Origin of the sequence: Octadecabacter antarcticus 307, assembly GCF_000155675.2 — a bacterium.
Classification (GTDB): Bacteria; Pseudomonadota; Alphaproteobacteria; order Rhodobacterales; family Rhodobacteraceae; genus Octadecabacter; species Octadecabacter antarcticus.
Genome location: NC_020911.1, coordinates 956,792 through 982,689 on the forward strand (window position 1 = coordinate 956,792; position 25,898 = coordinate 982,689).

Annotated in this window: 19 protein-coding genes and 5 pseudogenes; 19 read left to right on the plus strand and 5 right to left on the minus strand. The window is 56.7% G+C overall.

Annotated elements, in window-relative coordinates; all coding sequences use genetic code 11:
- Positions 1–2: 2 nt before the first annotated feature.
- From OAN307_RS04905 to OAN307_RS04930, 6 genes and pseudogenes are all read left to right on the plus strand, one after another.
- Complete coding sequence (locus tag OAN307_RS04905; protein WP_015498729.1) at positions 3–896, plus strand: ABC transporter permease; 894 nt, start codon at positions 3–5, stop codon at positions 894–896.
- Between the two features lie 531 nt (positions 897–1,427).
- Positions 1,428–2,774: pseudogene (locus tag OAN307_RS04910) on the plus strand (peptide ABC transporter substrate-binding protein).
- Between the two features lie 68 nt (positions 2,775–2,842).
- Positions 2,843–3,830: pseudogene (locus OAN307_RS04915) on the plus strand (ABC transporter permease subunit).
- 35 nt (positions 3,831–3,865) lie between these two features.
- Positions 3,866–4,756, plus strand: a pseudogene (locus OAN307_RS04920) (ABC transporter permease subunit).
- A pseudogene (locus tag OAN307_RS04925) lies at positions 4,757–5,703 on the plus strand (oligopeptide/dipeptide ABC transporter ATP-binding protein).
- A pseudogene (locus OAN307_RS04930) lies at positions 5,616–6,594 on the plus strand (oligopeptide/dipeptide ABC transporter ATP-binding protein). Before OAN307_RS04925 ends, OAN307_RS04930 begins: the two co-directional pseudogenes overlap by 88 nt.
- Before the next feature lie 3 nt (positions 6,595–6,597).
- On the opposite strand, the gene OAN307_RS04935 reads toward OAN307_RS04930, so the two are convergent.
- A complete protein-coding gene (locus OAN307_RS04935) occupies positions 6,598–10,353 on the minus strand; it encodes a translocation/assembly module TamB domain-containing protein (RefSeq protein WP_015498731.1) in 3,756 nt (1,251 codons plus the stop codon).
- The gene (locus tag OAN307_RS04940) at positions 10,350–12,131 is read right to left on the minus strand and encodes an autotransporter assembly complex protein TamA (protein ID WP_015498732.1); all 1,782 of its coding nucleotides are present in this window, start codon (positions 12,129–12,131) and stop codon (positions 10,350–10,352) included. The genes OAN307_RS04935 and OAN307_RS04940 overlap by 4 nt, the downstream gene beginning before the upstream one ends.
- A 136-nt stretch (positions 12,132–12,267) precedes the next feature.
- Between OAN307_RS04940 and OAN307_RS04945 the strand changes: the two genes are divergently transcribed.
- The 3 genes from OAN307_RS04945 (at position 12,268) to OAN307_RS04955 (ending at position 15,508) form a co-directional block, all read left to right on the plus strand.
- Positions 12,268–13,251, plus strand: coding sequence for a membrane dipeptidase (locus tag OAN307_RS04945; protein ID WP_015498733.1), 984 nt, complete (start codon positions 12,268–12,270; stop codon positions 13,249–13,251).
- Positions 13,252–13,373: 122 nt separating this feature from the next.
- The gene (locus OAN307_RS04950; protein WP_015498734.1) at positions 13,374–15,020 is read left to right on the plus strand and encodes a hypothetical protein; all 1,647 of its coding nucleotides are present in this window, start codon (positions 13,374–13,376) and stop codon (positions 15,018–15,020) included.
- Positions 15,017–15,508 (plus strand): DUF3726 domain-containing protein, encoded by a 492-nt coding sequence (locus OAN307_RS04955; protein WP_015498735.1) that lies wholly within the window; start codon positions 15,017–15,019, stop codon positions 15,506–15,508. The genes OAN307_RS04950 and OAN307_RS04955 overlap by 4 nt, the downstream gene beginning before the upstream one ends.
- 6 nt (positions 15,509–15,514) lie before the next feature.
- Here OAN307_RS04955 and truA read toward each other — a convergent pair whose 3' ends face one another.
- Complete coding sequence (gene truA, locus OAN307_RS04960) at positions 15,515–16,285, minus strand: tRNA pseudouridine(38-40) synthase TruA (RefSeq protein ID WP_015498736.1); 771 nt, start codon at positions 16,283–16,285, stop codon at positions 15,515–15,517.
- Positions 16,286–16,383: 98 nt separating this feature from the next.
- Between truA and OAN307_RS04965 the strand changes: the two genes are divergently transcribed.
- Positions 16,384–17,799 carry a YcjX family GTP-binding protein gene (locus OAN307_RS04965; RefSeq protein WP_015498737.1) on the plus strand — a complete coding sequence of 472 codons (1,416 nt, stop codon included), beginning with the start codon at positions 16,384–16,386 and terminating at the stop codon, positions 17,797–17,799.
- Entirely contained in the window at positions 17,796–18,809 is a 1,014-nt protein-coding gene (locus OAN307_RS04970) for a YcjF family protein (RefSeq protein WP_015498738.1), read from the plus strand. The genes OAN307_RS04965 and OAN307_RS04970 overlap by 4 nt, the downstream gene beginning before the upstream one ends.
- Here the strand turns inward: OAN307_RS04970 and OAN307_RS04975 are convergent.
- Complete coding sequence (locus OAN307_RS04975) at positions 18,803–19,834, minus strand: M42 family metallopeptidase (RefSeq protein ID WP_187292577.1); 1,032 nt, start codon at positions 19,832–19,834, stop codon at positions 18,803–18,805. The two genes, OAN307_RS04970 and OAN307_RS04975, sit on opposite strands and share 7 nt — an antisense overlap.
- Before the next feature lie 286 nt (positions 19,835–20,120).
- Here OAN307_RS04975 and OAN307_RS04980 point away from each other — a divergent pair, with 286 nt between their 5' ends.
- From OAN307_RS04980 to OAN307_RS04995, 4 genes are all read left to right on the plus strand, one after another.
- Positions 20,121–20,624 carry a type III secretion system chaperone family protein gene (locus tag OAN307_RS04980; protein WP_015498740.1) on the plus strand — a complete coding sequence of 168 codons (504 nt, stop codon included), beginning with the start codon at positions 20,121–20,123 and terminating at the stop codon, positions 20,622–20,624.
- A 97-nt stretch (positions 20,625–20,721) separates the two neighbouring features.
- Positions 20,722–21,534 (plus strand): pyrroline-5-carboxylate reductase, encoded by an 813-nt coding sequence (gene proC / locus OAN307_RS04985; RefSeq protein WP_015498741.1) that lies wholly within the window; start codon positions 20,722–20,724, stop codon positions 21,532–21,534.
- Entirely contained in the window at positions 21,531–21,866 is a 336-nt protein-coding gene (locus tag OAN307_RS04990; protein WP_015498742.1) for a tRNA-binding protein, read from the plus strand. The genes proC and OAN307_RS04990 overlap by 4 nt, the downstream gene beginning before the upstream one ends.
- Positions 21,860–22,810 (plus strand): 2-hydroxyacid dehydrogenase, encoded by a 951-nt coding sequence (locus OAN307_RS04995; RefSeq protein WP_015498743.1) that lies wholly within the window; start codon positions 21,860–21,862, stop codon positions 22,808–22,810. Before OAN307_RS04990 ends, OAN307_RS04995 begins: the two co-directional genes overlap by 7 nt.
- 6 nt (positions 22,811–22,816) lie before the next feature.
- On the opposite strand, the gene OAN307_RS05000 is transcribed toward OAN307_RS04995, so the two are convergent.
- A complete protein-coding gene (locus OAN307_RS05000; protein WP_044043226.1) occupies positions 22,817–23,413 on the minus strand; it encodes a thymidine kinase in 597 nt (198 codons plus the stop codon).
- A gap of 1 nt (position 23,414) precedes the next feature.
- Here OAN307_RS05000 and OAN307_RS05005 point away from each other — a divergent pair, with 1 nt between their 5' ends.
- The 4 genes from OAN307_RS05005 (at position 23,415) to OAN307_RS05020 (ending at position 25,847) form a co-directional block, all read left to right on the plus strand.
- A complete protein-coding gene (locus tag OAN307_RS05005) occupies positions 23,415–23,663 on the plus strand; it encodes a hypothetical protein (RefSeq protein WP_044043227.1) in 249 nt (82 codons plus the stop codon).
- Between the two features lie 64 nt (positions 23,664–23,727).
- A complete protein-coding gene (locus OAN307_RS05010) occupies positions 23,728–24,177 on the plus strand; it encodes a hypothetical protein (protein ID WP_044043228.1) in 450 nt (149 codons plus the stop codon).
- Positions 24,174–24,890, plus strand: a complete 717-nt coding sequence (arsH, locus tag OAN307_RS05015; protein WP_015498746.1) for an arsenical resistance protein ArsH — start codon at positions 24,174–24,176, stop codon at positions 24,888–24,890. The genes OAN307_RS05010 and arsH overlap by 4 nt, the downstream gene beginning before the upstream one ends.
- 114 nt (positions 24,891–25,004) lie before the next feature.
- Positions 25,005–25,847 carry a hypothetical protein gene (locus OAN307_RS05020; protein ID WP_015498747.1) on the plus strand — a complete coding sequence of 281 codons (843 nt, stop codon included), beginning with the start codon at positions 25,005–25,007 and terminating at the stop codon, positions 25,845–25,847.
- Positions 25,848–25,898 lie beyond the last annotated feature (51 nt).

Here is a 25,898-nt window from a genome sequence, read left to right on the forward strand (position 1 = left end):
ACATGTCTGCATTGCCATCATATGCGACCAGGGGCCAACGGTTCTGGTATTACAGTTTCCGCGTCATTTGCGGGTTTATCTTTTTCTTCCTGATCGCGCCGATCATTGTGATTATTCCGTTGTCATTTAACGCGCAGAACTTCTTTACGTTCACGCCGGAAATGCTGGCTTTGGACCCGGCGGGTTTTTCGACCAAACACTATCAGGATTTCTTTACCGATTCAGACTGGCAGTTGGCGCTGCGAAATTCGCTTAAGATTGCGCCGGTGGCAACGTTCCTGTCAGTGTCGCTGGGAACTTTGGCGGCCATTGGTCTATCCCAAAGTCATGTTCCGTTTCGCCGCCTGATCATGGCGATCCTGATTTCGCCGATGATTGTACCACTGATTATCTCTGCGACAGGCATGTTTTTCTTCTATTCTAACCCCTACATCCCGACGCCTTTTGGCAGAATTGATCTGCCGTTCACGCTGACGGGTACCTATTTGGGCGTGGTTCTGGCGCATGCGGCGCTGGGTATTCCATTCGTCATCATCACTGTGACCGCGACGCTGGTTGGCTTTGATCAGTCCCTGACGCGGGCCGCGGCGAACATGGGCGCGAACCCTGTTACAACGTTCTTTAAGGTGCAGATGCCGCTAATTTTGCCCGGCGTGGTGTCGGGTGGCCTGTTCGCCTTTATCACGTCATTTGATGAAGTCGTGGTCGTTCTGTTCGTCGGTTCTGCTGCACAAAAAACACTGCCATGGCAGATGTTCACAGGCCTTCGCGAGCAAATCAGCCCGACCATTCTGGCGGTGGCGACGATCCTTATCGCGGTGTCTATCGTGCTGCTGATCGTGGTGGAAATGCTGCGTCGTCGCTCTGAGAGGTTGCGCGGCCTGTCCCCTAGCTAATCGGGCTTTCTAGACAAAATGACTAAGATTTAAGCGCGGGGGTAGTGCCCTCGCGCTTTCATGGTTTGCGACGTCCCAAGGTAGGTCAGGTTTCGCAGGGTTCATTGATCACAAGCCTTGCGTTCTGTCGCGGCTCTCGCAAAGGTTGTGCTGATTTTGTGAGTGATCACTAGATTCTAGCTATGATGGTCAAATCAATAGAACCCGATGGGCCGTCCACCTTTGGGAGTAAACACATGACATTTAAACAAAAAACCTCTTACCTCGACAGCGGCATTCCTGATTGCGACAGGTGGTGCCGTGTTGGCTGACGGCCACGCGACGCAGCCAGATACGGGCCTAGCGCTCGCGTCTGATTAGTCGTTCACCTACTCCATCTTGGATGATTATCCGTCCATTGACCCTGCTTTGGTTGAAGACGTCGAAGGCGCGTCCGTTGCCCGTGACCTGTTCGAAGGCCTGATGACCGAAGACGCCACCGGCAACATGCAGCCCGGGGTTGCAACGAGCTTTGAGATGTCTGAGGATGGCATGACCTATACGTTTACGCTGCGTGAAAATGCCAAGTGGTCGAACGGTGATCCGGTTGTCGCGGGTGATTTCGTCTAAGGCCTGCAACGCGCCGCTGATCCGGCTACGGCATCGGAATATGCGTGGTACCTCGAAGTTATGGGCGTCGAGAATGCTGCCGCTGTGACCGCTGGCGATATGTCATTGGACGCGCTGGGTATTTCGGCACCTGACGATTTTACGGTGGTCTATACAATCGACGCGCCGTGTCCGTATTTCCCGCAAATGACGACGTTCCCGACGACTTTCCCGCAGCACCGAGCCACGATCGAAGCGCATGGCGATCAGTGGACCCGCGCGGGAAATATGGTGTCCAACGGTTCTTATGTGCTGGCTGAATACGTACCGGCAGAAAAGCTCGTGCGGTCGCGCAATGCGATGTGCTGGGACAATGACAATACCATCATCGAAGAGATCACGGCACCGATCATCAACGATTCCAATCAGGCGCTCACATGCTATTTGACGGGTGAAGTCGATGTTGTGATGGACGTGCCAGCCGGTCAGTTCCCACGTCTTAGTGCCCAATACCCCGGTGAGGCGCTGAGCCTGCCGTCGTCGTGCACCTATTACTATCAGTTCAATCAGTCCGAAAGTGGTCCAGAGGCCCTGAAAGATGCGCGCGTGCGGCAAGCGCTGAGCCTTGCAGTAAACCGTGATATCATCACCGACAACGTGCTGGCGGGTGGTCAACGACCATCGTGGACACTGACCCACTGGGCGATTGGCGGCTTGTGACAGCCTGAGATTGCGGCGCAAGCCATGACCCAAGACGAGCGCAACGCCATGGCGGTCGCGCTGATGGCTGAAGCAGGTTACGGGACTGACAACCCATTGACGGTTGAGGTTATCTACAACACGTCCGACGGCCACCAATCCGTGGCCGTTGCGATTGGTCTGATGTGGAAGCCAACCTTGGGCGTCAAAGTGACATTGGCCAACCAAGAATGGGCCACGTTCCTGACCACACGTGGTGAGCAAAACTACGAAATTGCGCGCTCAGGCTGGTGTGCCGTTTACAATGAACCGTCCACCTACACGGACCTTCTGACATCTGTATCTGCCTATAACGACGGCAAATCCGTCAATACTGAAATCGACGCCTTGGCGCAAGAAGCGAGGTTCGCGCAAGACGCCATGCCGCTCTATCGTCAGATGGAACAGATCGCGTCGGACAACGCTTACCTCCTGCCGATATACCAATACGCGTCCGTGCGGATGATCGCGTCCAATTTGGAAAACTGGCCAACAGAAAACTTGTTGCAGAACTGGTATTTCAAAGACCTATATATCAGCGCGCCCGAATAACGTTTCGATCGTCTAGAAAAGCCCTCGCGCTGCCATTGTGGTAGCGCGGGACCTTGCCAAGGACACCTGTGTATAGCTTCATTGCAAAACGGCTTGCGGTCGCGGTGCCGACCCTGCTCATCCTCGTTATTTTCTAGTTTATCCTGATGTTCGCGGCCCTCGGTGGCCCGTTCAGCGGTGAACGCCCGCCTCCTGCGGCGGTGCTGGCCAACATCGAAGCCCGCTACGGCCTTGATCAGCCCTACATCGTGCAGATATTCAACTACGACAAAACGTCGTATTTTATTTCGATTTTGGCCCGTCATTTCAATACCGCGACCGCACTGTGAACGATGTGATCGCCCAAGGCTTTCCCGTAACATTGACCTATGGCGCATGGTGGCCACTGGTGGCTGTGGTTGTCGGTGTCTCACTTGGTGTAGCGGCGGCGATCCGCCAGAACACGTGGCTAGACTACTTGGCAGTTGGTATCACCATCGGTGCACAGGCTTTGCCGAACTTCGTTATGGCGCCTGTGTTGGTGTTGGTGTTCACGCTTGGCCTTGGCTGGTTGCCTGGTGGTGGATGGTCTGGTGGTCTGCTGATTGATGCGTGCGAAGCAGGGGATCGGTTATGTTTCAATAATCCGTTCGGGGGGCCGTGCGGTTTGATTATCTGATCCTACCCGTCATCGCGCTGTCCACGTCCTACATGGCGTCCATCGCATGGATCACGCGATCTTCGATGCTTGAGGTGATAAATTCCAAACTTATCCGCACAGCCATGGCCAAAGGTCTGCCCATGCGTCGCGTTATTTTCCGCCATGCTTTAAAGCCTGCGTTGCTGCCGGTGATCTCCTACCTTGGCCCTGCGGTCGTGGGGATGATCACCGGATCGGTCGTGGTTGATGTGGCGTTTTCCACTGGTGGTATCGGGCAGTTCTTTGTGAATTCCGCGTTCAACCGTGACTACGCCGTCATTATGGGCATCACCATTCTGGTCGGTGCGTTGACGATCCTGTTCAACCTTCTGGTCGATGTGCTTTACGCATGGATCGATCCGAAAATCCGCTACTGAGGGAGGCTGCGATGATTACGCAAACTGACGTGAAAATGCTGGAAGAAACCGCCCACCTCGCGCAGGTTCGGGGCCGATCATTGTGGGAAGACGCCCGCGTCCGGTTCTTTCGCAACAAGGCCGCCGTTGCGGAGTTGTTCGTGCTGATCGCCATCTGCGCCTTTGCGTTGTTTGGCGGGTTATTTGCCAAGTTTGAACCAGACTATGTGGACTTCAGCCTGATGGGGGCAAACGCCTATCAGGGCGTTCCGTCGTTCGAGTCTGGGCATTACTTTGGCACTGACATTGATGGGCGCGATCTGTTTGCGCGCACCGTACAGGGCACGTCGATTTCGCTTCTCGTGGGGATCGCTGGTCGCGGTGGTCGTTGGCACGCTTTACGGCGCGTCGGCGGGATAAATCGGTGGGCGCACGGATGGCATCATGATGCGGATCGTCGATATCTTGATGTCGATCCCGTTCAGTTTGTGCTGATCCTGATGCTGGTGATCTTCGCGCGGTCTATTTTGATGCTGATCATCGGCATCGGTCTGATCTCATGGCTCAATATAGCACGGATCGCGCGGGGGCAGATCTTGACGATCAAGAACAAGGAATTCGTCGAAGCCGCGATTGCCACAGGCGTGTCGGCATTCACCATCATCCTGCGCAATATCATCCCAAACTTGCCGGGGATTTTGATCGTTTACGCGACGCTGCTGGTGCCGGAAATGATCATTTTTGAGAGCTCTATTTCCTACCTTTGCCTCGGCGTGCAAGAACCCAATACGTCGCTGGGTGCGCTGATCGAAGCAGGCGCGAGCCAGATGATTAACGGCACGCTTTAGATGCTGTTTTATCCGTTGGGTTTATTCCTCATCACGCTGTTCGCCTTCTTCTTTGTTGGCGACGGGCTGCGCGATGCACTTGATCCAAAGGACCGATAAATGCTGCTAGATGTATCTGATCTGACGGTGACGTTTCGCACCAACGATGGCTCCGTGCATGCGGTGAACGGGCTCTCATTTACGATTGATGAACGCGAAACCCTAGCCATTGTTGGCGAAAGTGGGTCGAGCAAAAGCCAGACGGCGTTCGCCATCATGGGGTTGTTGGCCAAGAACGGTGGCGCGACGGGTAAGGTGGTGTTTGACGGGACTGACCTGCTGGCGCTGACGCCACGCCAACTGAACAAGGTTCGTGCACAACAGATCGCGATGATCTTTCAGGATCTGATGACGTCGCTGAACTACTACATTTGCGTTAGCAACCAAATGGCAGAGGTTTTGCAGCTCCATAAGGGCATGAGCAAACGTGCAGCCGTGGCCGAAGCAGTCCACATGCTCGACGCGGTGCGCATTCCAGACGCCAAAACACGCATCAGCATGTATTCGCATGAATTTTCCGGGGTATGCGCCAGCGGATCATGATTGCGATGGCGCTGCTGTGCCGCCCGCGTTTGCTGATCGCCTATGAACCGACGACCGCTTTGGACGTTACGGTGCAGGCGCAGATCATGAAATTGCTGGCTGATATTCGCGACGAATTTGGAACTGCGATGGTCTTGATTACCCACGACCTTGGCATCGTTGCGGGTGCCTGTGATCGCACTTTAGTGCTTTATGGTGGGCAGATTATGGAACAGGGGCAGACGGATGACGTGTTTGAAACCCCGACGCATCCCTACACCAAGGGTCTGCTGCGCGCCGTGCCGCGCCTTGATCGAGATGATGACGAATTGCTGACCATCGCGGGGGAGCCACCAGACATGTCAGACCTACCCCAAGGCTGCCCGTTCTCACCACGATGCGAGATCGCGAAAGACATCTGCGTTACAACCAAACCCGCAAAAGAACCGTTTGGCGACGATCGTTTGCGCGCCTGCCACCGTTAAAATTACAAGCGGTTTCCGGCCTTAACATCGATCTGCAACCTGGTGAAACGCTGGGTCTTGTAGGCGAAAGTGGGTCGGCAAAATCCACGCTCGCCCGCGCGATTATCGCACGGTTCCGGTGTTGGGCGGCGATATTTTGTACAAAGGCCAAAGCCTGATGGCGATGGAGCGACAAGAACGCCGCAAGCATCGCCACGATGTGCAGATGGTCTTTCAAGACCCGCTCGCGGCGTCGAACCCGCGCATGACCGTGGGTTCGACGCCGAACCCTTGGTGACGCATGAACCTGAACCCCCGCGCAAAGACGTCAAGGCGCGTGTCGGCGAATTGATGGAACGGGTCGGGCTGCTTTCCAAACTGATAAACCGCTACCCGCATGAATTTTCTGGCGGGCAATGCCAGAGAATCGGGATTGCGCGTGCGTTAATCCTGAAGCCGAAGCTGATGATTTGCGATGAACAGGTATCGGCGCTGGATGTGTCGGTGCAAGCGCAGGTCGTAAACCTGCTGACCGAACTCCAAAAAGACATGGGGCTTTCGAAGATTTTCATCGCCCACGACCTGTCCGTGGTGAAACATATCTCTGATCGTATTGTGGTGATGTATCTGGGTCTCCCGATGGAAATTGGCCCCTCCAAGGCCGTCACGCGTGCCCCCACGCACCCCTATACTTAGGCGTTGATCGCATCTGTGCCAATCCCTGACCCCAAGGCAGAACGCGCCCGCGTCCGACCCATTCTTGAAGGTGATTTACCCAGTGCGCTGGCGCCACCATCAGGGTGCGTGTTCCGCACACTCTGTCCAAAAGTGCAAGCCGTGTGCGCCAGTGATCGCCCTGTCATGGAACCCAGCGGCCCGGATCAAATGGCCGCCTGTCCGTTCCATGGATAGACGTCAGTAGTCGCGTTCAAAGAAAATTCCGACGCTGGTATCACCAACAGATGCTACGGACCCACGCGCGGTAAAATTCCGATCAATGTCTATGTTCAAGTTGATTTCGGATGTGCCATTCGACCCGATCGTGACATCTGTGTACACGTTTTCTGACAGATACTTGCCAGCGCGAACGCCTGCATTGCCGTCCTCATCGGTCACAAAATCCAGATCGTCAAGATCGAGGCCCTCGCGCAGGTTTGCAACAACGCCACCGCCACCATTGCCTGCCAATGTCGCCACTGCGGACGCCAGTTGCACAGCCTGAAGCGGTGAGATTGACGATATGTCACGACCGAACAGCAGCTGCGCCAACACTTCATCTTGCGGCAAGTCAGGGACACTTTCGAACCGCACGTCGATGCTATCGGCGGGGCCTTCGGCAATGATACTGACCACGGTGCCTGTGCGGGCTTGTGTGGTTGCGACAAAGCGCAAAAACGGCGTGAAATCGCCTTGGAGTTGGGCATAACCTTCGTCGAGATCGAACCACTGGCCCAGAATGCTCAAGCGGCCACGAACAAGATCGAACCGCCCGATGGGAACGAGCGCGTTCAGACTTCCGGTGAGGCGAAGCTGTCCACCGAGTTCGGCGTCCAGCCCGCGACCACGTACAAAGATACGCGATGGCACGCGGATTAACAGATTGATCGGGTAGTCAGGACCAGCGCGAGTTTGCCGTTCAGTCGATGGCGTCACGCCGACGCCTGCGCGATCAAGGGTGGCACGTATATCCATGCGTGGGCCAAGGTGCGTGACCTGTGGTAGGCTGCCAAGCGCGCTGACACCTGTTGATGGCACCTGAACTTCGACCGCGCCGAGATTGATTGTGCCTGCGATTGCAGCACCACCTGTAAGGGGCCCGTTTACGGTCACTTGGCCATTTGCTGTTGCGCGATAAAGCGTTGGATCACGCAGCACGACATCGCCTAGCTGTGCCGTCAGCGCCACCTGAAACGGTGGTGATAGATCTACTGGTCCGGTCAGCGCTACGGTTCCGCCTTCTGCACTGGTGCCTTGAATATCTAGACGAACCGTCCCCCCAGTGAGTACGATTGTGCCGTTAATGTCTTCAACAGCTTGCTGCAGGTTTGGCGCAGCCAATCGCGCATCGCTGATTGTTACCGGGCCGCGAACCGAGGACAGATTAGCAGGACCGTTTACCGAAAGATCAAACCGTGCGAGGCCGTTGATTTGGCGTGGTGCAATATAAAGATTGGCGAGGGCCAGTGGCGCGGACCCTGTGACCGACATGTCCATCTGACCAGCGCTGGATATGCGTCCTGTTGCCCGTGCTGCCGTGCCCAAGGGTCCGGTTGCGTCCCCGGTGACCGTCCAGCCAGTGCCGTCTTGGCGGGCGGTTATTTCAGCCACCAGCGGGCCCGAAAAATCTGATACCAGTATCGCAATATCGCGTAGCCGGACGGACAGACTGGCCACCGCGTCCGATCCCGAGGTGGCAACCGTGCCGCCAGCCGTCAGGTTCGGGAAAACCACGTCAATGGCGTCAAGACGCAGGCGTCCCGCCTCAGAGAGGCTGACATCCGCATCGATCCGACCCAGTCCTGCCAACATACGATCAAGTGCGGGCGATCCTGCACGCAGATTTTGGGCCCGTGCCGTGACATCGGCGTTCATTGCACTCGTGGTCGTGGTGAACGTGCCATCTAGAGCAACTGAAAGACCGCCGCCAATCTGTTGCCCGACCAGATCGCTGTAAGCGCTGAGTTCATCCACCGCGATCGCCGCTTGGGCGCGGACACTATAACCACCCTCAATCGGGGAGGCGATGCCTTGCGCTGTGGCTTCGGCCCGCGGCGCGTTCACGCCAGCGTCCAGCGTGATAACGCCCTGCACATCGGTTTGCACATCAGCCGTCAGGATGGCAGGGCCAGACAGGGATGGCGTCATAAGGTTTAGATCAGTGATCTGCGCGGTGAAATTCGCGCTGGTGGCTTGCGACGTGATTTCAGCGCTGCCCGTTGCCAGTACCGCATCATTGCGCAGATCGATGCTGCGCAATCGTGTGCCGTCCGTGTCGCGTTCCACGCCCAGCGTCAGCGTGCTGGTGCCTGACAAAAGCGGGTCCGCTTGCGCGATCCCTACAGCAAGCCCATTGGTTTGCGCCGCGATTTCGAGGTTAAATATACCGTCAAAAGGTTGAACCGTTCCCGACAGGTCGACAGTGCCGCTACCAGCCAGATCGAGGCCGGTTAGGGCGGCAAAGCGGCTAAAATCGGTGGCATCGATCGAAATGCCAGCTTGGGTACGGAACCGATCCTGTGGTCCATCAATCAACGCGGCGCCCTGTGCCGTGATGCCAGCACCGCTGAGCGTCAGGGCATTGACAATAAAGGGCCCCGCTTCGATGCGGCCAAAATCCAAGGTGCCCTCAACGTCTGATCCAATCGCTTCCGTCAGTCTCGCGTCCGCAAGTGCGAGGCCGCGCGCTGCATAGTTCAGATCAGCCGTAAACTGACCGAGTGTTCCCACCCCGCTTGGCACGATGATACCGCCACCAGACAGGGTCAGTGCATCAATTTCCAGTCCTTCGCGCACCAACGATGTGATATCGAACGCACCCGTCCATGCGTCATCGTTTGCAGCGTCGTATTGCACGTTCAGGGACATGCCGCTGACTTCGGTTGATGCGCCACCAATGGGCAGCAACACGCGGTCTGTGCCACCATTCCCAAGACGCCCGCGCAGATCAATCGCTTCTGGCCAGCCGTTCGCATCAATCCGCGCCGAACCGCGCAAGACCACCTGATCTGCTGCCACAATAAGATTGGACAGACGCAGCCCGCCCAGCCCGAATGAGGTTCCTTCGACCCGCAACAAAGTTGAGCCACCGAAAAACGCACCATATTGTTGCGCCAGCAGCGGGCGCAGATCGCCTTCTAGGTTCACATTGAAGGCCTGATCGATGCTACCGGACGGGCGCGACAGCTGCACGGTGCCAGTGACACGGTCCACGCCGTCCGTGGCTAAGCCGATATCGCCGACAAAGTTATCCAAAGGTGCGTCGCCCGCGATTTCAAGTTTCACGGAGGGACGATCAGGCAGGTCCAACATCCGCGCGGCAATACCGTTCTGACCTTCCTCGGCGAGCAGGAAAAGCGCCAGCTGGCGCGCCTCGTTTTCGTAGGCTGCATCGACGATAAAGCGTCCGACCTTGTTATCGGTGCGTTCCAGTGTGAAATTGGTGCTGCCAACGCCGTCGCCCAGCGTTATGGCCCCCTCAAAACGCGCAGTCAAAGGCTCACCCAACAGGGCTTCGGTCAGAACAATTTCCGTTGCTGAAATTTCTGTAATGTCGACGGACACAGGCAGTTCGGGCAAACTGAAAGGCGTGGCTTCCGCCGCTGGCAAGTCGACCATGTAGGCGTTTGTGACGGGCAGGCGGATCAATTCAATCCGCCGCGCGCTGAGCTTGTCGATCTCGACACGACCCGATAGCAATGCGGATCGGTTCCAATCAATAATTAGCCCATCAAGGCGCAGCCAAATGCCGTCTGGATCGGCAATCGTGATGGCATCTGCCGTCGCCGCTGCACTGAGCGCGCCCTGAAAATTGATCAAACGGACCGTTAAATCGTCGTTGTTAATGGTGTCTTCGATCAAGCCCGTGATGAAATCACGGTCGTCTTCTTTGCTTTGTGCGGCAGCAAAGCTAGCCCACATCACCAACAGGAGCGTCAGGAACAGGCGCGTCAAAACGACTGCCCGATGCCGATATAGACCTCAATCTGCTTGCCGGCATCGTCGCCTGTCATGGGCGTTGCCATGTCAAGTCGGATCGGGCCGATACCCGTGTTATAGCGCAATCCAAGGCCTGCACCTGCGTGCCAATCGCCATTCTCAAACGGGACGGCATCGGCGCCGACGAAACCCGTGTCGTAAAACCCGACGACGCCAATGGTATCGGTGACATCGACGCGCGCCTCAAATTGTGCGCCGAAAAACGAGGTGCCGCCAATTTCATTGCCGCCGCCCAAATCCACCGAGAGCGATTGGTAAGGTTGCCCGCGTACCGTGCCACCGCCACCGGAATAGAACAGGTAGCTGGCGGGCACATCCGCTGCATCTGCACCAAGGATCGACCCGATTTGGCCGCGCAAGGCAAACGTGACGCGGCCGTTTTGCCCAAAGCTGCGATAAATCCGACCATCACCGAAAATGCGCGCGCCGCTATCGGCACCATTCAGACCCAAAAACGGTGTAACCAATAGATTGGCGTAATAGCCAGAGGTCGGATCAAGTACGTTGGTGCGCTGATCAATTGTGCCTTCTAGGGGGGCATAAATCAGGCTGTAAGTTCGGTCGCCCAATGCGTCAGACACTTCGCCCACGGCATATCCAAACCCGTATTCCAAAATTACGTCGTCATAAATGCGTCGGATAATTCCGACCTCAACGCGTGCGTCGCGCTCAAAGAACGACGGTTCATCCAGCTGGGCGATATTTGCAATGATATAAAGGTCGGTGTCTTGGCGAAACGTTGCGGGGCGCAAGTATGCGGCACCGAGACTGTAGTCGGTCCCAGCCGTGCCGCTAGATAGCCCCGCAATTTCACCGTCAACACGGAACCGTTCCGCGCCGCCAAGCAGGTTGCGATGCAACCAATAACCCGACAACGTCAATCCAGACACAGTGGAAAATTCTACACCCGCGCCAATTCTGCGTGGTATTTGTTCGACAACCGCGATGGTCATCGGCAGGGTGCTACCCTCAGGCGCTTCGCCTTCGATAATTGTGGCCGATGTGAACGCACCGGTGCGGCGCAAGTTGGCCTCAGCGCGCAGAATATCGGCAGGATCAAAGGTCCTGCCACGCAAGCCTGCTATCGCCAGAATACGTTCGGTGCGCACGGCGACATTTCCTGTCACCACAACTTCACCAAAGCTAAGTTCCGGTCCAGGTGCGATGATAATCGACACATCGAGTTTTTCGTCCAAGTGGCGGGCGGTGATCGTTTGCCCGTCGGTTTGCGCCAAAGGGCGTCCCGCGTTGCGCCAGCCAACGACTGCAGCGCTCGCGGCGTCACTGATATCATCCGAACTGGCGGTGTTTCCGGTTGCGAAGGCGCCTGGCAAATGCGTGCCGCGCGCCAATGGTTCGATGTCGGCGCGCCCGAATGTGAACTGCGGACCTGGTGTGACGGACAACACGACGGTTTCAACCGTGTTGCGCGGGACCAGCGGGTCAATCCCCGCAGCTTCGATTCCGTCAATCAGAATGGATATCGTACCGCCGTAAAACCCTTCTGCATAAAGCCCTGTCAGCAGACGGCGATAGTCTGCCCGCGCAGCAGCGACGTAATCCTGCGGCGCGTCATCACCATCGCGTTCAAGCGCCAATGTCAGGGACGCGGCGGTCAAAACCGTTTGCAATTCTTCATCTGCTTGTGGCGCGTCCAAACGTACATCTTGCGATGAAGACCCCGACGGGAATATCCATGACATCAAAGCCAAAATAGGTATTATTTTGCGCATGTTCGTCTGCTCACCAAACATCTTTTCATGTTGATACCAAACAAGACGCATAGACGAAACGTAAAAGGCTGCTTAATCGTTCCATTGGCGATCACGAATTGTGGCGTTTTCGAAACTGGTAGGACAAGGTGCGCACATGGGATATTTGATCGATAATCTGCAGTACGCCAATTGGTCTGAAAAGATTTTTCGCCAAATGCGGGAAGGCGGCGTTGATGGCGTCCATGTGACCATCACCTATCACGAAAGTTTCCGTGAGATGGTGCTGCAACTCGAGGCATGGAACCGCTGGTTTGAGCAGTTTCCAGACCTCATTATGCGCGCCACCACGGCGGATGATGTGGCAACGGCGCGTGCGACGGGCCGCACCGCTATTTTCTTTGGATTCCAGAACCCTAGCCCAATTGAAGATGACATTGGCCTGATTGGAATTGTGCATCAACTGGGCGTGCGGTTCATGCAGCTGACCTACAACAACCAGTCCTTACTGGCGAGCGGATGTTACGAGGTTGACGACACTGGCTTGACCCGATTTGGCGCACAAGCTGTGGCAGAAATGAACCGCGTCGGACTTGTCGTGGACATGAGCCATTCAGGGGATCGATCAACATTGGAGGCGATTGATGCCTCGTCGAGGCCCATCGCGATCACCCATGCAAATCCTAGTTGGTGGCACGCTGCACGCCGTAATTTCGGCGATGACGTGATCAAACCGCTAGTCGCGCGGGGCGGTATGGTGGGTTTTTCGGTTTATCCGCATCACCTTAAATGCGGATCAGACTGTACGATTGAAAGTTTTTGCCAGATGATTGCAGACGCCGCGTCGCGCTACGGCGCGCAACATTTGGGCATCGGCACCGACCTGTGCCAAGACCAACCAGACAGCGTCGTTGATTGGATGCGCGTCGGGCGATGGTCAAAAGCAATGGATTACGGCGAAGGATCCGCCGATGCATCTGGATTCCCAGCGATGCCAAGCTGGTTCGGCGACAACCGTGATTTCGGCAATATCCGCACTGGATTGGCCGCTGTTGGCATGTCGGACAGCGAAGTCGACGGGATTATGGGTGACAACTGGCATCGTTTTTACGGTGAGAATTTCAGCCCCGCCAACAGCTGATCCAAAGACGTTGCTGTGCCACCCACGATGCCCTATTGGCGCCTGACTGCATGCGTCGTTTTTGAACAAGATCAGTGGTTTTTTGGCTTTGACGGATCAACGTACTCTGGCAGGATGCAACCATGTTAGATCAAAACGTCGCCCCGCCACAGATGTCCCTTCGCACCCCAGACGTGGTGATGCGGTTGCGGCGTATGGGGGCGTCGTTCCCGACACGATTGTCGTTTCTCCGTGTCCTTTTGCGCCGCCTGTCCGCTGAAAAGGCGCATATTACGCGGCCCGTTTGGGCCATGGATAGCGACGGGTTCGGGCATGCGGTTTATTCCGTAACGTTCGGGGGGCATGTCTATTCTCTGGTCGCAGTGTCGACAGATTTGCCGCCCGAACTGCGCACCGACCGCGTGATCGCGTCTGCTTGGGACACGGCGTATGTGTTGTATGACGGTGTGCCAAGTGGCGATGAAATCGCGCGCATCGTGGCGACGGCGCCCTTGCAAGAAGCGGCGCGGTTCACGGTGCGTGATCTTGTGCTTAGCCGCGCCAATAAATCCGTGCGCCTATTCGCCCACACGGTTGAACGACTGCGGGCAGGGGGCCAGCCGGACGCTGGCTTGGTTCGCTCAATCGGATATTTGATGCGCACCACAGCCGTTTATGGCAACGGAAAGTTTGGCATCGCGGATCGCGATGTGTTCGCCACACGTGATAGCATGGGGGGGCCGTTTATGGCTGAAATGTTGACGGTCTGGTTGATCCGTGGCTTCACCCATGATTTGGTCGAACATGTCGGCGGTGCGCCGCTTGACGCGCATCTGAAACGGCATCTGGGGATCGGCAATTCAACCGGGCTGGGGATGGCGCCATTTTTGGTATCGCACCCGATGTTGTTAAACGCATGGATCACGTCGCGCGAAACTGCATTGGCGCGGGTGCGTGCGATTGAAACGCTGGAGGCTGCGCAGGTTGGGGTTATCTATAAATTGGTCGCACGCGCTGCACAGCATTTGGCAGAATGGCAGGTCCCTGATGATATCGGGCAGCAACGGATAGATCAGATGCGCCGCGAATGGCCACAACTGGCCGCGCTGATGACGCCAGACGTCATGGCGGGACGGATGCCGTTGGATCGGTTGTGGCTGGCATCGGCGACGTTTTCGATCGACACGCAAGAATGCCTTGCGGCGTTGATGATCGAACCGTTCGGGGGTCTGGTGGATGATCTGTGCGTCACCATGGCCACCCAAAAATGTGTAACGCTTGATCCGTCGATGCCCTGCGCAGAATTGCAGGCGCTGATTGCACGTGATTGGGCTTGGGCGATGGGTGATTACGAAATCCCTGAGGCGTGCCACCAATTTTGGTATGTGTCTGAGGCAAAGGCCGAGCCGCGTCTTGGGTTGCGCCACGAAGAAGACGGTGCTGCACTGGAAAGCCCGCTCGATATCGCCCGTCAGGTCGCGTGTTTGGCGCAGGATTTGCAGGGCGGTGGCAGCGTTGCTGCGCTGTTGGCGCGCCACCCCGAACATCGTGCCGCTGTGCGGCGTGTCCAGTCGCTTGATCGCGCGCCCTACGCTGAAATTCGCGACAACCTGATCGGGCAGGATTGCCTGCCGATTGATATGTTGCGCTGCAAATTGGGGTTCTTTGGCGCTGCCAAGTTTGATCCCAAGTCGGACCGTTGGACACGGATTACGCTGTGCCAAGGCGCACCCTTGCGCGATGAATTGGGGGACGCCGACGACTGGTGGCTGCCCACGTTCGACGCATGAGCGACCACCATGAAAAATCTGCCAATGAGATCGAAGCACTGGTTCTAAGGGCCGCGCGCGGCGGTGGCCTGCCGCTCGGTCTGGCTGAGGATTTGGCAATGGCGACGGCGTACCTCGATCTGGATCAGATTGCGACATGTCCCTGTCACAAGGGCGGTTCGGCAACTTCTATCCCGACGGCATTGGACCTTGTTGCGGCGGGAGAGGGGCCGCAAACCGTCGTTGCGGACCGAGCAACAATTGACGCCTATGTCGCGTCAGTTGAACATCACACAAAACAGACTTTGATCTGGGAGGCAACCGCGACAGGTGCGATTTTTCAGCGGTTTGAGCCTATAAAACTCACTTTGCGTACGCCCAAAGGACGCCGTGTTCTGCCTGCGGCGTTGAGCGATCATCTTACTGATATGGCGGCGAAAACCTTGGTTCCAGAAACGGACGCATCACGGATGGGTGGGGCTGGTGCTGGGCTGACGGACAACGACTGACAGCGTTCAGGCGAACGGGTCTTCGGGGTAGCCGACACTGGCCAAATATAACCCATGCGGTGGGCAAACCGGCCCACAAGCGGTGCGGTCGCGGGCATTCAAGGCGGCGCTGACATCATCGCGTGTCCACGCACCTGCGCCGACCCGTTCCAATGTTCCAACAAAGCTGCGCACTTGGTTGTGCAGAAAAGACCGCGCGCGCACGTGGAATCGGAATTCTTGTGCGCCATCGCTGCGGGCGACCTGTTCAATATCCAAACCGTCCAATGTGCGCATCGGGCTGTCCGCCTGACACACTGTTGATCGAAACGTGGTGAAATCATGGTGGCCCAATAGACGATCCGCCCCCGCCTGCATTGCGGCCCCGTCCAGTTTTTGGCTGACCTGCCAGACCTTGCCAGCCTCGAGCACCAAGGGCGCGCGGCGGTTGACCAGTCGGAACAAATAGCGCCGTTCAAGTGCTGAAAACCGCGCGTGCCAATCGTCCGCAACTTGCACGCAGGCAACGATTGAAACCGGCGCGGGTTTGAGATGGAAATTAAGTGCTTCGGACAGCCGGAACGCATCCCATGTCTTGTCCATATCGCAATGCGCCACTTGCCCCAGTGCGTGCACGCCCGCATCTGTGCGCCCTGCCGCGCCAATCGTGTGGCCGCGTGGTTCGAGCTTTGCCAATGCCGCCTCAATCGCGCCCTGAACTGACGGATCACTGGTTTGGCGTTGCCAGCCGCAAAACGGCGCGCCGTCATATTCGATTTTCAGGGCATAGCGGGGCATAGTGGCGGCTTAGGCGTGCTGCGCCGTGAAATCAATCCCTACACATCGGGTTGGCGGCCCCCTATCTTATGCAGGGTGAACTTTGAAAGGTACTCGGCGTGGTCATCACTACACTTACGAATACGATCACGCGGGGCGTGGGTACAATTACGGACACGTTGAGCGCGCCGTTCACGGAACCGGTTATTCGGCTTGGCGTCACGGGGCTAAGCCGTGCGGGTAAGACGGTGTTTATCACGTCGTTGGTTGCCAACCTGCTGAACCGCGGGCGGATGCCGCAATTTCACGCAGCGGCTTCTGGACGCATTCAGACGATTTATCTGCAACCGCAACCTGACGACACGATGCCGCGGTTTGACTACGAGAACCACCTAGCCGCTTTGACAGCGAAAAACCCTCATTGGCCCGCAGGCACGCAGCGGATTTCTGAATTGCGCCTTTCGATACGGGTGCAGCCCACAGGTTTGCTTGGGTCCTTTCAAGGCCCAAGGACCGTCCATTTGGACATCGTGGATTACCCGGGCGAATGGCTGTTGGATTTGTCGTTGATGGACAAAGATTTCGCAACGTGGTCGGCTGAAGTCTTATCGCGTTTGGCTGGGCGGCCCGCCGCCGCTGATTTTGAAAGTGCGCTGGATGCTTGCGATCCTGCGAGTGGGTTTGTGGAAACACAGGCACAAGACGTCGCGGGCGCGTTTACCGCACACCTGAAGGCCGCGCGTGAAGCTGGGTTTTCCGACTGCACACCGGGGCGGTTTCTGCTGCCCGGCGACCTTGAAGGCTCGCCAGTGTTGACATTCGCGCCTTTGCCGCCCGTGGATCGGCCCGCCCGAAAATCACTGTGGCGTGAGTTTGAGCGGCGGTTCGAAAGCTATAAACGCAATGTCGTGCGACCGTTCTTTCGCGATCATTTCGCAAAGATTGACCGCCAGATCGTGCTGGTTGATGTGCTGGGTGCGATCCATTCCGGCCCGCAAGCGGTTGAAGACATGCGCCGTGCAATGGCCGATATTCTTGGCGCATTTAGACCCGGTCGCAACAGTTTCTTGACACAGTTTTTCCAAGGGCGGCGGATTGAAAAAATCCTGTTTGCCGCCACCAAAGCCGACCATTTGCACCACCAACAACACCCACAATTGACCGCCATTACCCAAGCGCTACTGCGTGATGCGCAGGACCGCGCGGAATTTTCGGGTGCCACAACGCAGGCCATGTCCATTGCCGCGTTGCGCACAACTGTTGAAGAGACACGCAACCACAACGGTGTGGACCTCGGCGTCGTGCGCGGCCGGATTTTGCGCGCAAATGAACAAAAAGCGTTCTACCCCGGAGCCTTGCCAACTGACCCCGCACATCTGCTTGGCCCGGCGCGGTCTGGCGCGAAAACCTGGCTTGATGCCGATTATGAAGTCATGAGTTTCGCACCTGCACCGCTGACGCTCAAACCCGGGGACGGGCCACCGCATATCCGGCTTGATCGCGCTGCGCAGTTCCTGTTGGGGGATAAGTTATGACATCAAAAATCAAAAGCGGCCCCGTCCTTTTTGATCTGGATGACACGGATGATGTGACGCCATCGACAGCGCCGCCGGTGCCGGAATTGGACGTCACTCCAACCCCTGCCGCTATGCAGCGCATGGCGAGTTTGGCGGCAAAACGCCCAAACCGTTTGGCGCGTTGGTTCTGGGGGCTTCTGGTTTCGCTGATCGGGTTTCTGATTGGTGTCGCGGCATGGGATTTCGTGTTTGGGTTGCTGGACCGTTCCCCTATTTTGGGCTGGGTCGCTATTGTACTGACGGGGCTATTCTGCGGCGTCCTGTTGCTGATTACCCTGCGTGAAATGGCGGCGTTCGGTCGATTGCGCCGCGTTGATCGGATTCAGAACGGCGCCGCCGAAGCGCTGATTGATCACAATTTGGCCCACGCCCGTGAGGTCACGGGCCAGATCACAGCGCTTTATCGTCGTCGCGATGATACCCGTTGGGGACGGCAGGCTTTTGGCGAAAAACAGGGTGCCGTGCTTGACGCAGACGCTCTGCTGGGCCTCGCAGAGACCACGATCCTCGCGCCGCTCGACGCGCGCGCAAGGCTTGAGGTCGAAGCCGCTGCGCGCAAGGTCGCCACCGTCACTGCGATTGTGCCGCTGGCATTGGCGGATGTTTTTACCGCTCTTACGGCCAATATGGCGATGATCCGGCGCATCGCCGAAATCTACGAAGGACGGTCTGGCACATTGGGAACGTGGCGGCTTACCAAGCAGGTTTTGTCGCATTTGGTCGCAACAGGGGCCGTGGCGGTTGGCGATGATTTGATCGGGTCGATTGCGGGTGGCGGCGTGCTGTCCAAAGTGTCACGTCGCTTCGGCGAAGGGGTCATTAACGGCGCGCTCACGGCCCGCGTCGGCGTTGCTGCCATGGAGGTTTGCCGACCGCTAGCCTTTACCGCTGAACCCAAACCGTCGGTGACCAGCCTTGTGAAACGCAGCCTGACAGGGCTGTTTGGGCTGACATCAAAAGATCATTGATCGGCCAGATACGCCGTCAAAATGTCCAGCGCCGCCTGCAAATCGGTTTTATGGATCATCTCTGTGACGGTATGAATATAGCGCGTCCCGACGACAATTCCGACGGCACGCGCACCGGCGGCTGCCTGCTGTGCAGCGGCCCCGTCCTGGCCACCCGCCGCCAGCATTGTGCGCTGATAGGGGATGCTATTCTTGATCGCGAGTGCTTCAATCTCGCGCACCAATGCCTTGTCCGCGATGAAGCTGCTGTCACGTACGTGCAGCCCAAAGCCGCGGCCTTGAATGGTCGTCGCGTCCTTGTCGGGCACACCGGGGGTGTCACAAGCCAGCGTGGTGTCGATGCCAATTCCGATGTCTGGCTGGACCTTAAACGCGGACGTTCTGGCCCCCCGCAATCCCACTTCTTCTTGCGTCGTGAACACCACATGGATTTCCGAGCCACGCCCTTTGGAGCCAAGCTTTCTCATCATCTCGATGCCCAACCAACACGCGATGCGATTGTCTAACGCCTTGGATACAAATTTATCGCCAATTTCAATAAATGGTTCGTCCATCACCACATAATCACCGACCTTCACAACGTCTTTGGAGGCTTCACCCATGCCGAGATCAACGTAGAATTCCCCGACTTCGGGAATTTTCTTGCGATCCTCAGCCGATGAAATGTGAATTGGTTTGCCACTCGGGTTCATCACGCCCTTAAAATCCCCATCGTCGGTGCAGACCAGCACACGGCGCGAGAACAGATTGCGCGGATCAAAGCCGCCGACGGGCTGCAGATACAGATATCCTTTGTCGCTGATATGGCAGACCAGAAAGCCGATTTCGTCCATGTGACACAACAACATGATCTTTGGCGCGTTCGGTTTTTCGGCGTCACGGCGACACAAAAGTGACCCCATCGGATCGACTGTTACCTCATCAAACAGCCCCTCAATTTCACCCATGATCAGGTCGCGCACGCGATCCTCATGGCCTGGAACACCTGGAATTTCACAAAGTTGGCGCAGCAGTTCGGTGTTCATTTTAGACATTGGGGCGTCCTTTCGGGGCGTTGTTAGCCAAAGACTGATCCAGCAGCCTGTCCGATGCAAGGGCCGGATCAAAGGTTAACAAGTGACGGACAATTCGCGTTTATCCACCGATTTCTGCGCCACAATCCCGCTTATCCCCAAGAAAGTGCTTTACAGGAGGGGGGGTAAAAAGCGACGATATATGGTAAGGAAGGGACTATGTATCCTTTCTGATTGAGCAGGACACCAGATATAGCCACTGCCAAGGCGGTCTGGATTGGCACAGGAGGGTTAACGAATGGCACTCACAGAAAGTTTCGAGCACACAGACGACATCCACCCGATCGATTTGGCGGAACATATTGCAGAACACCACGCGTGGGAATTTGATCGCATCCATGACGACCAAATTGCGTTTGCGGTGGAAGGCCAGTGGCGGACCTACGCGATCACTTTGGCATGGTCGGCGTATGATCAAACCCTGCGCCTAATTTGCACGTTTGAAATGGAACCGCCCGCTGACCGGATGGCTGAGCTTTATGAATGTTTGAACCTGACCAATGATATGTGTTGGGCGGGTGCGTTCACATTTTGGGCTGAACAAAAGCTCATGGTCTATCGCTATGGTCTGGTCCTCGCGGGTGAACAAGTTGCTGGGCCGGAACAGATCGACACGATGATTAATGCCGCCGTGCTTAGCGCGGAACGCTTTTATCCGGCGTTCCAATTGGTCACATGGGCAGAACGCACGCCCAAAGACGCCATTCAGGTTGCCATCGCAGAAGCCTACGGCCGCGCATGATCGCGCCATGATAGCGCTTGTGAAACAGCCGACAGCAACCGCTTGAACCCCCGCTTTGTGCGCCCTACGTTCAGCGCAATGGAGCGAGGATTTTTTCATGTCTATGGCAGCAATAGAAGAACGCGGCATGGTCCTTTTGGGCTGTGGCAAAATGGGGTCAGCGATGCTGGCCGGTTGGTTATCGGGCGGCATGTCCCCCTCCGCCATTTGGGTCCTCGACCCCTATCCAAGCGATTGGTTGCTCAGCACAGGCGTGCATGTGAACGACGGTGTGCCCGCCAACCCTGCCATCGCGTTGATCGCAGTCAAACCTCAGATGATGGGGGATGCACTGCCGTCAATGGCAGCCCTTGGCAACGCATCAACCGTGTTCTTGTCCATTGCTGCAGGCACGTCTATTTCCGCGTTTGAGACTGCGCTGGGTACTGATAGCCCTATTATTCGCGCCATGCCCAACACGCCCGCCGCGATCGGGCGCGGGATCACGGCCATCGTCGGGAATGTAAATGCGACATCAGCGCATATGGACATGGCTGACGCATTGCTATGCGCGGTCGGACAAGTTGTGCGGCTTGAGGGCGAACACCAGATTGATGCAGTGACAGGCGTCAGCGGGTCGGGTCCGGCGTATGTGTTTCATCTGATTGAAACCTTGGCCGCTGCGGGGGTGGCCGAAGGGTTGCCCGCAGATTTGGCGATGAAACTGGCCAAGGCAACGGTCGGCGGGGCAGGGCAATTGGCCGAAGACGCGGATGAGGACCCCAGCCAGTTGCGCGTCAATGTCACGTCGCCAAATGGCACGACCCATGCGGCGTTGCAGGTGTTGATGGACGAGGAGACGGGGTTGCCGCCCTTGCTGCGCCGCGCTGTCAAAGCGGCGGCAGATCGCGGGCGGGAATTGGGGAAATGAGCGAGATTACCTTCGATGAGTTCATGAAAGTCGACATTCGCGTGGGCCGCGTTGTGCGCGCCGAAACGTTTTCAGAAGCGCGCAAGCCAGCGATCAAAATGTGGGTTGATTTTGGGCCCGAGATTGGGGAGCGCAAGACCTCGGCCCAGATCACCGACCATTATATCCCTGACGATTTGATTGGGCGGCAGGTCATGGGCGTTGTCAATTTCCCACCCCGCCAGATCGGGCTGTTTATGTCCGAGGTGCTGGTGCTGGGTGCCCATGACGACACAGGCGTGGTCTTGATCGCGCCGGAAAAGGAAATCCCGCTAGGAGCCCGGATGTGTTGAAAAAACTTCTGATTACGCGGTCCATTGCGCTGCCAGTGCTGGTGCAAGCCAAGTTGCAGTTTGACGTGACCGTCCATCTGGGCGGCAAGCTGTCTGTCGCGGAGGCGGCACAGGCGCTGGCACAGTTTGATGCGATCCTGCCGACCTTGGGCGATGCGTTCACCACGGATGCGTTTTTGGGCGAAATGCGATGTAAAATGATTGGCAATTTTGGTGTGGGATACAACCACATTGATGCAGATGCTGCGGCGAAAGCGGGCGTCACTGTGTCCAACACGCCGGACGTGTTGACCGATGCAACGGCTGATATCGCGCTGACGCTGGTGTTGGCGACAGCGCGTCGTGCGGGTGAAGGGGAACGGTTGGTACGATCCGGCGAATGGGGCGGCTTCACTGGTGGCGGCATGCTTGGCACCCACGTTACCGGCAAAACACTGGGCGTAATTGGCATGGGACGTATCGGGCAGGCGATTGCGGCGCGGTGTCATTACGGGTTCGGTATGGACGTGGTGTTTCACAACCGATCGCCCAAAGTGGTGGACGTTCCAGCGCGGCAATTGGATAGACTACACGATGTGATGGCAGCGGCAGATTTCGTGGTTGTGGCAACCCCTGGCGGGGCGGATACGACAAAGCTGATTGATGCACCTGCACTGGCTGCGATGAAGCCCACGGGTATTTTCGTTAACATTTCACGCGGCGAAGTCGTGGACGAGGACGCGCTGATCATGGCCTTGGAAACCGGTCAGATTGCTGGGGCTGGCCTTGATGTATACGAAAAAGAACCCTACGTACCGCCGCGGCTGTTGGCCTTGGAAAACTGTGTCTTATTACCCCATCTTGGGTCAGCGACGCAAGAAACTCGGCAGGCAATGGCGCAGATGGCGCTGGACAACATCATAGCTTGGGCGGACGGGGGCGATCCACCGCAGCGGGTGAATTGATGTGACCTAAACCAATTTGGCGTCGCCGTCGTCGACCGCCTCGCGCCAGTGGCGACGGCACAGACTGACGTAGGTTTCATTGCCGCCGATCTGTACCTGATTGCCGCCCGTCACGACAGTGCCGTCAACGTCTTTGCGCACAACCATCGTGGCTTTCTTACCGCAAAAACAGATGGTTCTGATTTCGCGCATTTCATCGGCAAGCGCGAGGAGCGTGGCCGACCCCGGGAATAGCTCCCCCATGAAATCGACTCTCAGCCCGTAGGTCATGACAGGCATGCCAAGGTCGTCGACAGCGCGCGCCAGTTGCCAGACTTGATCGGGGCTGAGAAATTGCGCCTCGTCGATGAAAACGCAGGCACATGGCCCCGCTGAGATGCGTTGTTCGATCTTGCAAAACAAATCATCGTTGCGCCCAAAGGTATCGGCTGGCTCACCGATGCCGATCCGGCTTGCGATGCGCCCCGCCCCCGCACGATTGTCAAATTGCGCGGTCAGCAAGTAGGTCTGCATGCCGCGTTCTGCGTAATTATGCGCGGCCTGCAACAGCACCGTCGATTTGCCCGCGTTCATTGTGGAATAGTTGAAATAGAGCTTTGCCATAATGTCGCAAAATGACCCGCCGCTGGCCCCGTTGCAAGGGCTCAACGGCGGTTCAATGTTTTCGCCCGTGAGCGGTAGGCGGCAAACGCGCCCTTTCGAAAAGCGGACCAAGGACACTAGGGTTTCAAATGGTGGAGCATCTGACCTTGGATGGGGTCCGAGCCCTTGGCCCTTCGGCGGTGGGGACGCCGATCTTGGTGGTGTTCTGGTCTTTCCAAGCAACCTTTGGGTCTATACCTATCTGGGTTAGATGGGGTGGTTTATGGGAAAAGATTGGGGTCATTCCCCTCACCACCAAAATAGGGACGATACAAATGGCGGGCATCGGCAGCTATCTAAAGAAACATACAGAAGCCTTAGTGAAAGACGTTGGGATTGAAGCCGCGTGTCAACTGACGGGTAAATCCAAAGCGACCTTGGGTCGATATTATTCTGACTCAGAGGAACACGCGGACAGATTCATGTCCGTGGAAGCTGTGGCCCGACTTGAAGCAGCGGCGAGCTACCCGCACGTCACATCCGCTTTGGCGGAACTGCATGGCGACACCCTCGACAAGACCAACTCGCACAAGAACTCCCACGGTGGGATCAATTCTGACGTGATCTCCCTGAGTCAGCGGTTCGCGATGCTGATGGGTGAATATCAGATATCGATTGAGGATGGCGTCATAACCAACAATGAAGCCAAGCGGCTGTTGCGCGAAACGGTTGAATTGCAGAAAGTTCTGATCGATATGAAGCTACATCTTGAAGATGAAAAATGACTGTGGGTGATCCCTCAGACATGCCTAATTTAGTATCCAGTGCCCTGAAGCCACTGGATATTAATGCTTTGGTGGGACCGAATGAACCGGACCATCCACCGCGGATACTGCTTCTTTATGGCTCTGTGCGCGACTGCAGCTATTCACGCGCAACGGCCGAAGAGGGCGCGCGGGTGCTGCGCACGCTGGGGTGTGAAACCAAGATGTTTAATCCAAGCGGGCTACCCTTGCCTGATGATGCCCCCATCGATCATCCCAAGGTGGCAGAGCTGCGCGCGTTGGCATTGTGGTGCGAAGGCATGGTCTGGTCGTCGCCCGAACGTCACGGCGCGATGACGGGAATTATGAAAGCCCAGATCGATTGGCTACCGCTGTCGCCCATTGGCGGGGCCCGTCCGACGCAGGGGAAAACGCTGGCCGTGATGCAGGTTTCTGGCGGGTCGCAGTCGTTTAACGCGGTTAACCAGATGCGGATTCTGGGGCGCTGGATGCGCATGGTGACGATCCCGAACCAGTCTTCGGTGCCGATGGCATGGAAAGAATTTGAGGCTGGGCGGATGAAACCGTCACCGCTCTACAACCGGATCGTTGACGTGATGGAGGAACTCGCGCGATTCACGGTGATGACGCGTGGCCGCAAAGACATGCTCGTCGATCGCTATTCTGAACGGGTCGAATCGCTTGAAGACGTTCACAAGCGGGTTTCCAGTTAGGACCGCGGCGACACCTTTCAGTCCAGCACAACCCTAGCGTTTGCAATTTCAACGAAAAAGATTACGCTAGCATCATTATGTTTGACGACTTGGACTTGAACGGAATCATTTTCAATGCGGTTTCTCGTTTGGATATTTCTCGCTCTGGCGGGCATAATCGGCCTTCCCAACATGGGACGTGCCGACGATTGCAGGTTGAGGATTCGGGTGCTTCCCCAAAACTTAAGTACCTCGGTCGAGCGCACGGAATTCTATTTGTTCATCCAAGACGGGCGCGACGTCGAACTGCTCGAAACACAACCTCGAGTCTTTAACGGGGACAGGCCGCGGTTTGATATCGCTTTGGAACATCTTGATCGGGGCCAGGGCGCGACCATTGGGTTAACGTTCCTTGTCTTCGACGAAAGCGGCGCGCAGGTCCAATCCAATGGCATGACTGAAATTTCCGTTGGGTCGCTTAGGTGCAACAACGCCTGGTACGAGCTTCGGATCAGGATATCTGCCCGCAAGGCCAATGCCCTCATGATGCGCCATCTGGACGGGTTCGAAAGCCTGAATCGGATGCTGAACGATGGGCTGTATCTGCCTGCGCGCATTTCCTATCTTACGGAAATCATTGCCCTTGATCTGGATTTCGATGATCGCGAGCATGACCAGTTCGAAGCACTGATCAGCCGAATGTTTCAGAGTTTTGAAAAGCTTTCGGATGAAAATAAGAACTGGGTTCTGCGCGAGTTAGAGAACATTTTTCTATTGTCCGAGAACTCAGAAAATGCGCTCAGGGTCAGTCTGCGGGCGGGCTATATAGATTTTCTGACAAGCGCGATGTCGTTGCAAAACCGCACATTTCTGGTGCGTGGCAAGACACCGATCCACGATTATGCGCTTGGCCGTTTGGGGCGGGTGATGGACGTCATGCCCAATGGGGCAGTTCAAAGTTCCGCCGAGGTGCTGTAAATACTCGCTGCGAAGGCGTCGATAGACGGGGACGAAACACCCGGCGACCGG

Excerpts from the sequence above, each read along its gene's own strand:
- OAN307_RS04955 (WP_015498735.1), top strand. The coding sequence starts at position 15,017 with ATGAGCGACCACCATGAAAAATCTGCCAATGAGATCGAAGCACTGGTT.
- OAN307_RS04990 (WP_015498742.1), top strand. The coding sequence starts at position 21,531 with ATGAGCGAGATTACCTTCGATGAGTTCATGAAAGTCGACATTCGCGTG.
- OAN307_RS05020 (WP_015498747.1), top strand. The coding sequence starts at position 25,005 with ATGCGGTTTCTCGTTTGGATATTTCTCGCTCTGGCGGGCATAATCGGC.
- OAN307_RS04975 (WP_187292577.1), bottom strand. The coding sequence starts at position 19,834 with ATGAACACCGAACTGCTGCGCCAACTTTGTGAAATTCCAGGTGTTCCA.
- proC (WP_015498741.1), top strand. The coding sequence starts at position 20,722 with ATGTCTATGGCAGCAATAGAAGAACGCGGCATGGTCCTTTTGGGCTGT.
- OAN307_RS05010 (WP_044043228.1), top strand. The coding sequence starts at position 23,728 with ATGGCGGGCATCGGCAGCTATCTAAAGAAACATACAGAAGCCTTAGTG.
- OAN307_RS04970 (WP_015498738.1), top strand. The coding sequence starts at position 17,796 with ATGACATCAAAAATCAAAAGCGGCCCCGTCCTTTTTGATCTGGATGAC.
- OAN307_RS04950 (WP_015498734.1), top strand. The coding sequence starts at position 13,374 with ATGTTAGATCAAAACGTCGCCCCGCCACAGATGTCCCTTCGCACCCCA.
- OAN307_RS04945 (WP_015498733.1), top strand. The coding sequence starts at position 12,268 with ATGGGATATTTGATCGATAATCTGCAGTACGCCAATTGGTCTGAAAAG.
- truA (WP_015498736.1), bottom strand. The coding sequence starts at position 16,285 with ATGCCCCGCTATGCCCTGAAAATCGAATATGACGGCGCGCCGTTTTGC.
- OAN307_RS04980 (WP_015498740.1), top strand. The coding sequence starts at position 20,121 with ATGGCACTCACAGAAAGTTTCGAGCACACAGACGACATCCACCCGATC.
- OAN307_RS04940 (WP_015498732.1), bottom strand. The coding sequence starts at position 12,131 with ATGCGCAAAATAATACCTATTTTGGCTTTGATGTCATGGATATTCCCG.
- OAN307_RS05000 (WP_044043226.1), bottom strand. The coding sequence starts at position 23,413 with ATGGCAAAGCTCTATTTCAACTATTCCACAATGAACGCGGGCAAATCG.
- arsH (WP_015498746.1), top strand. The coding sequence starts at position 24,174 with ATGACTGTGGGTGATCCCTCAGACATGCCTAATTTAGTATCCAGTGCC.
- OAN307_RS04905 (WP_015498729.1), top strand. The coding sequence starts at position 3 with ATGTCTGCATTGCCATCATATGCGACCAGGGGCCAACGGTTCTGGTAT.
- OAN307_RS05005 (WP_044043227.1), top strand. The coding sequence starts at position 23,415 with ATGTCGCAAAATGACCCGCCGCTGGCCCCGTTGCAAGGGCTCAACGGC.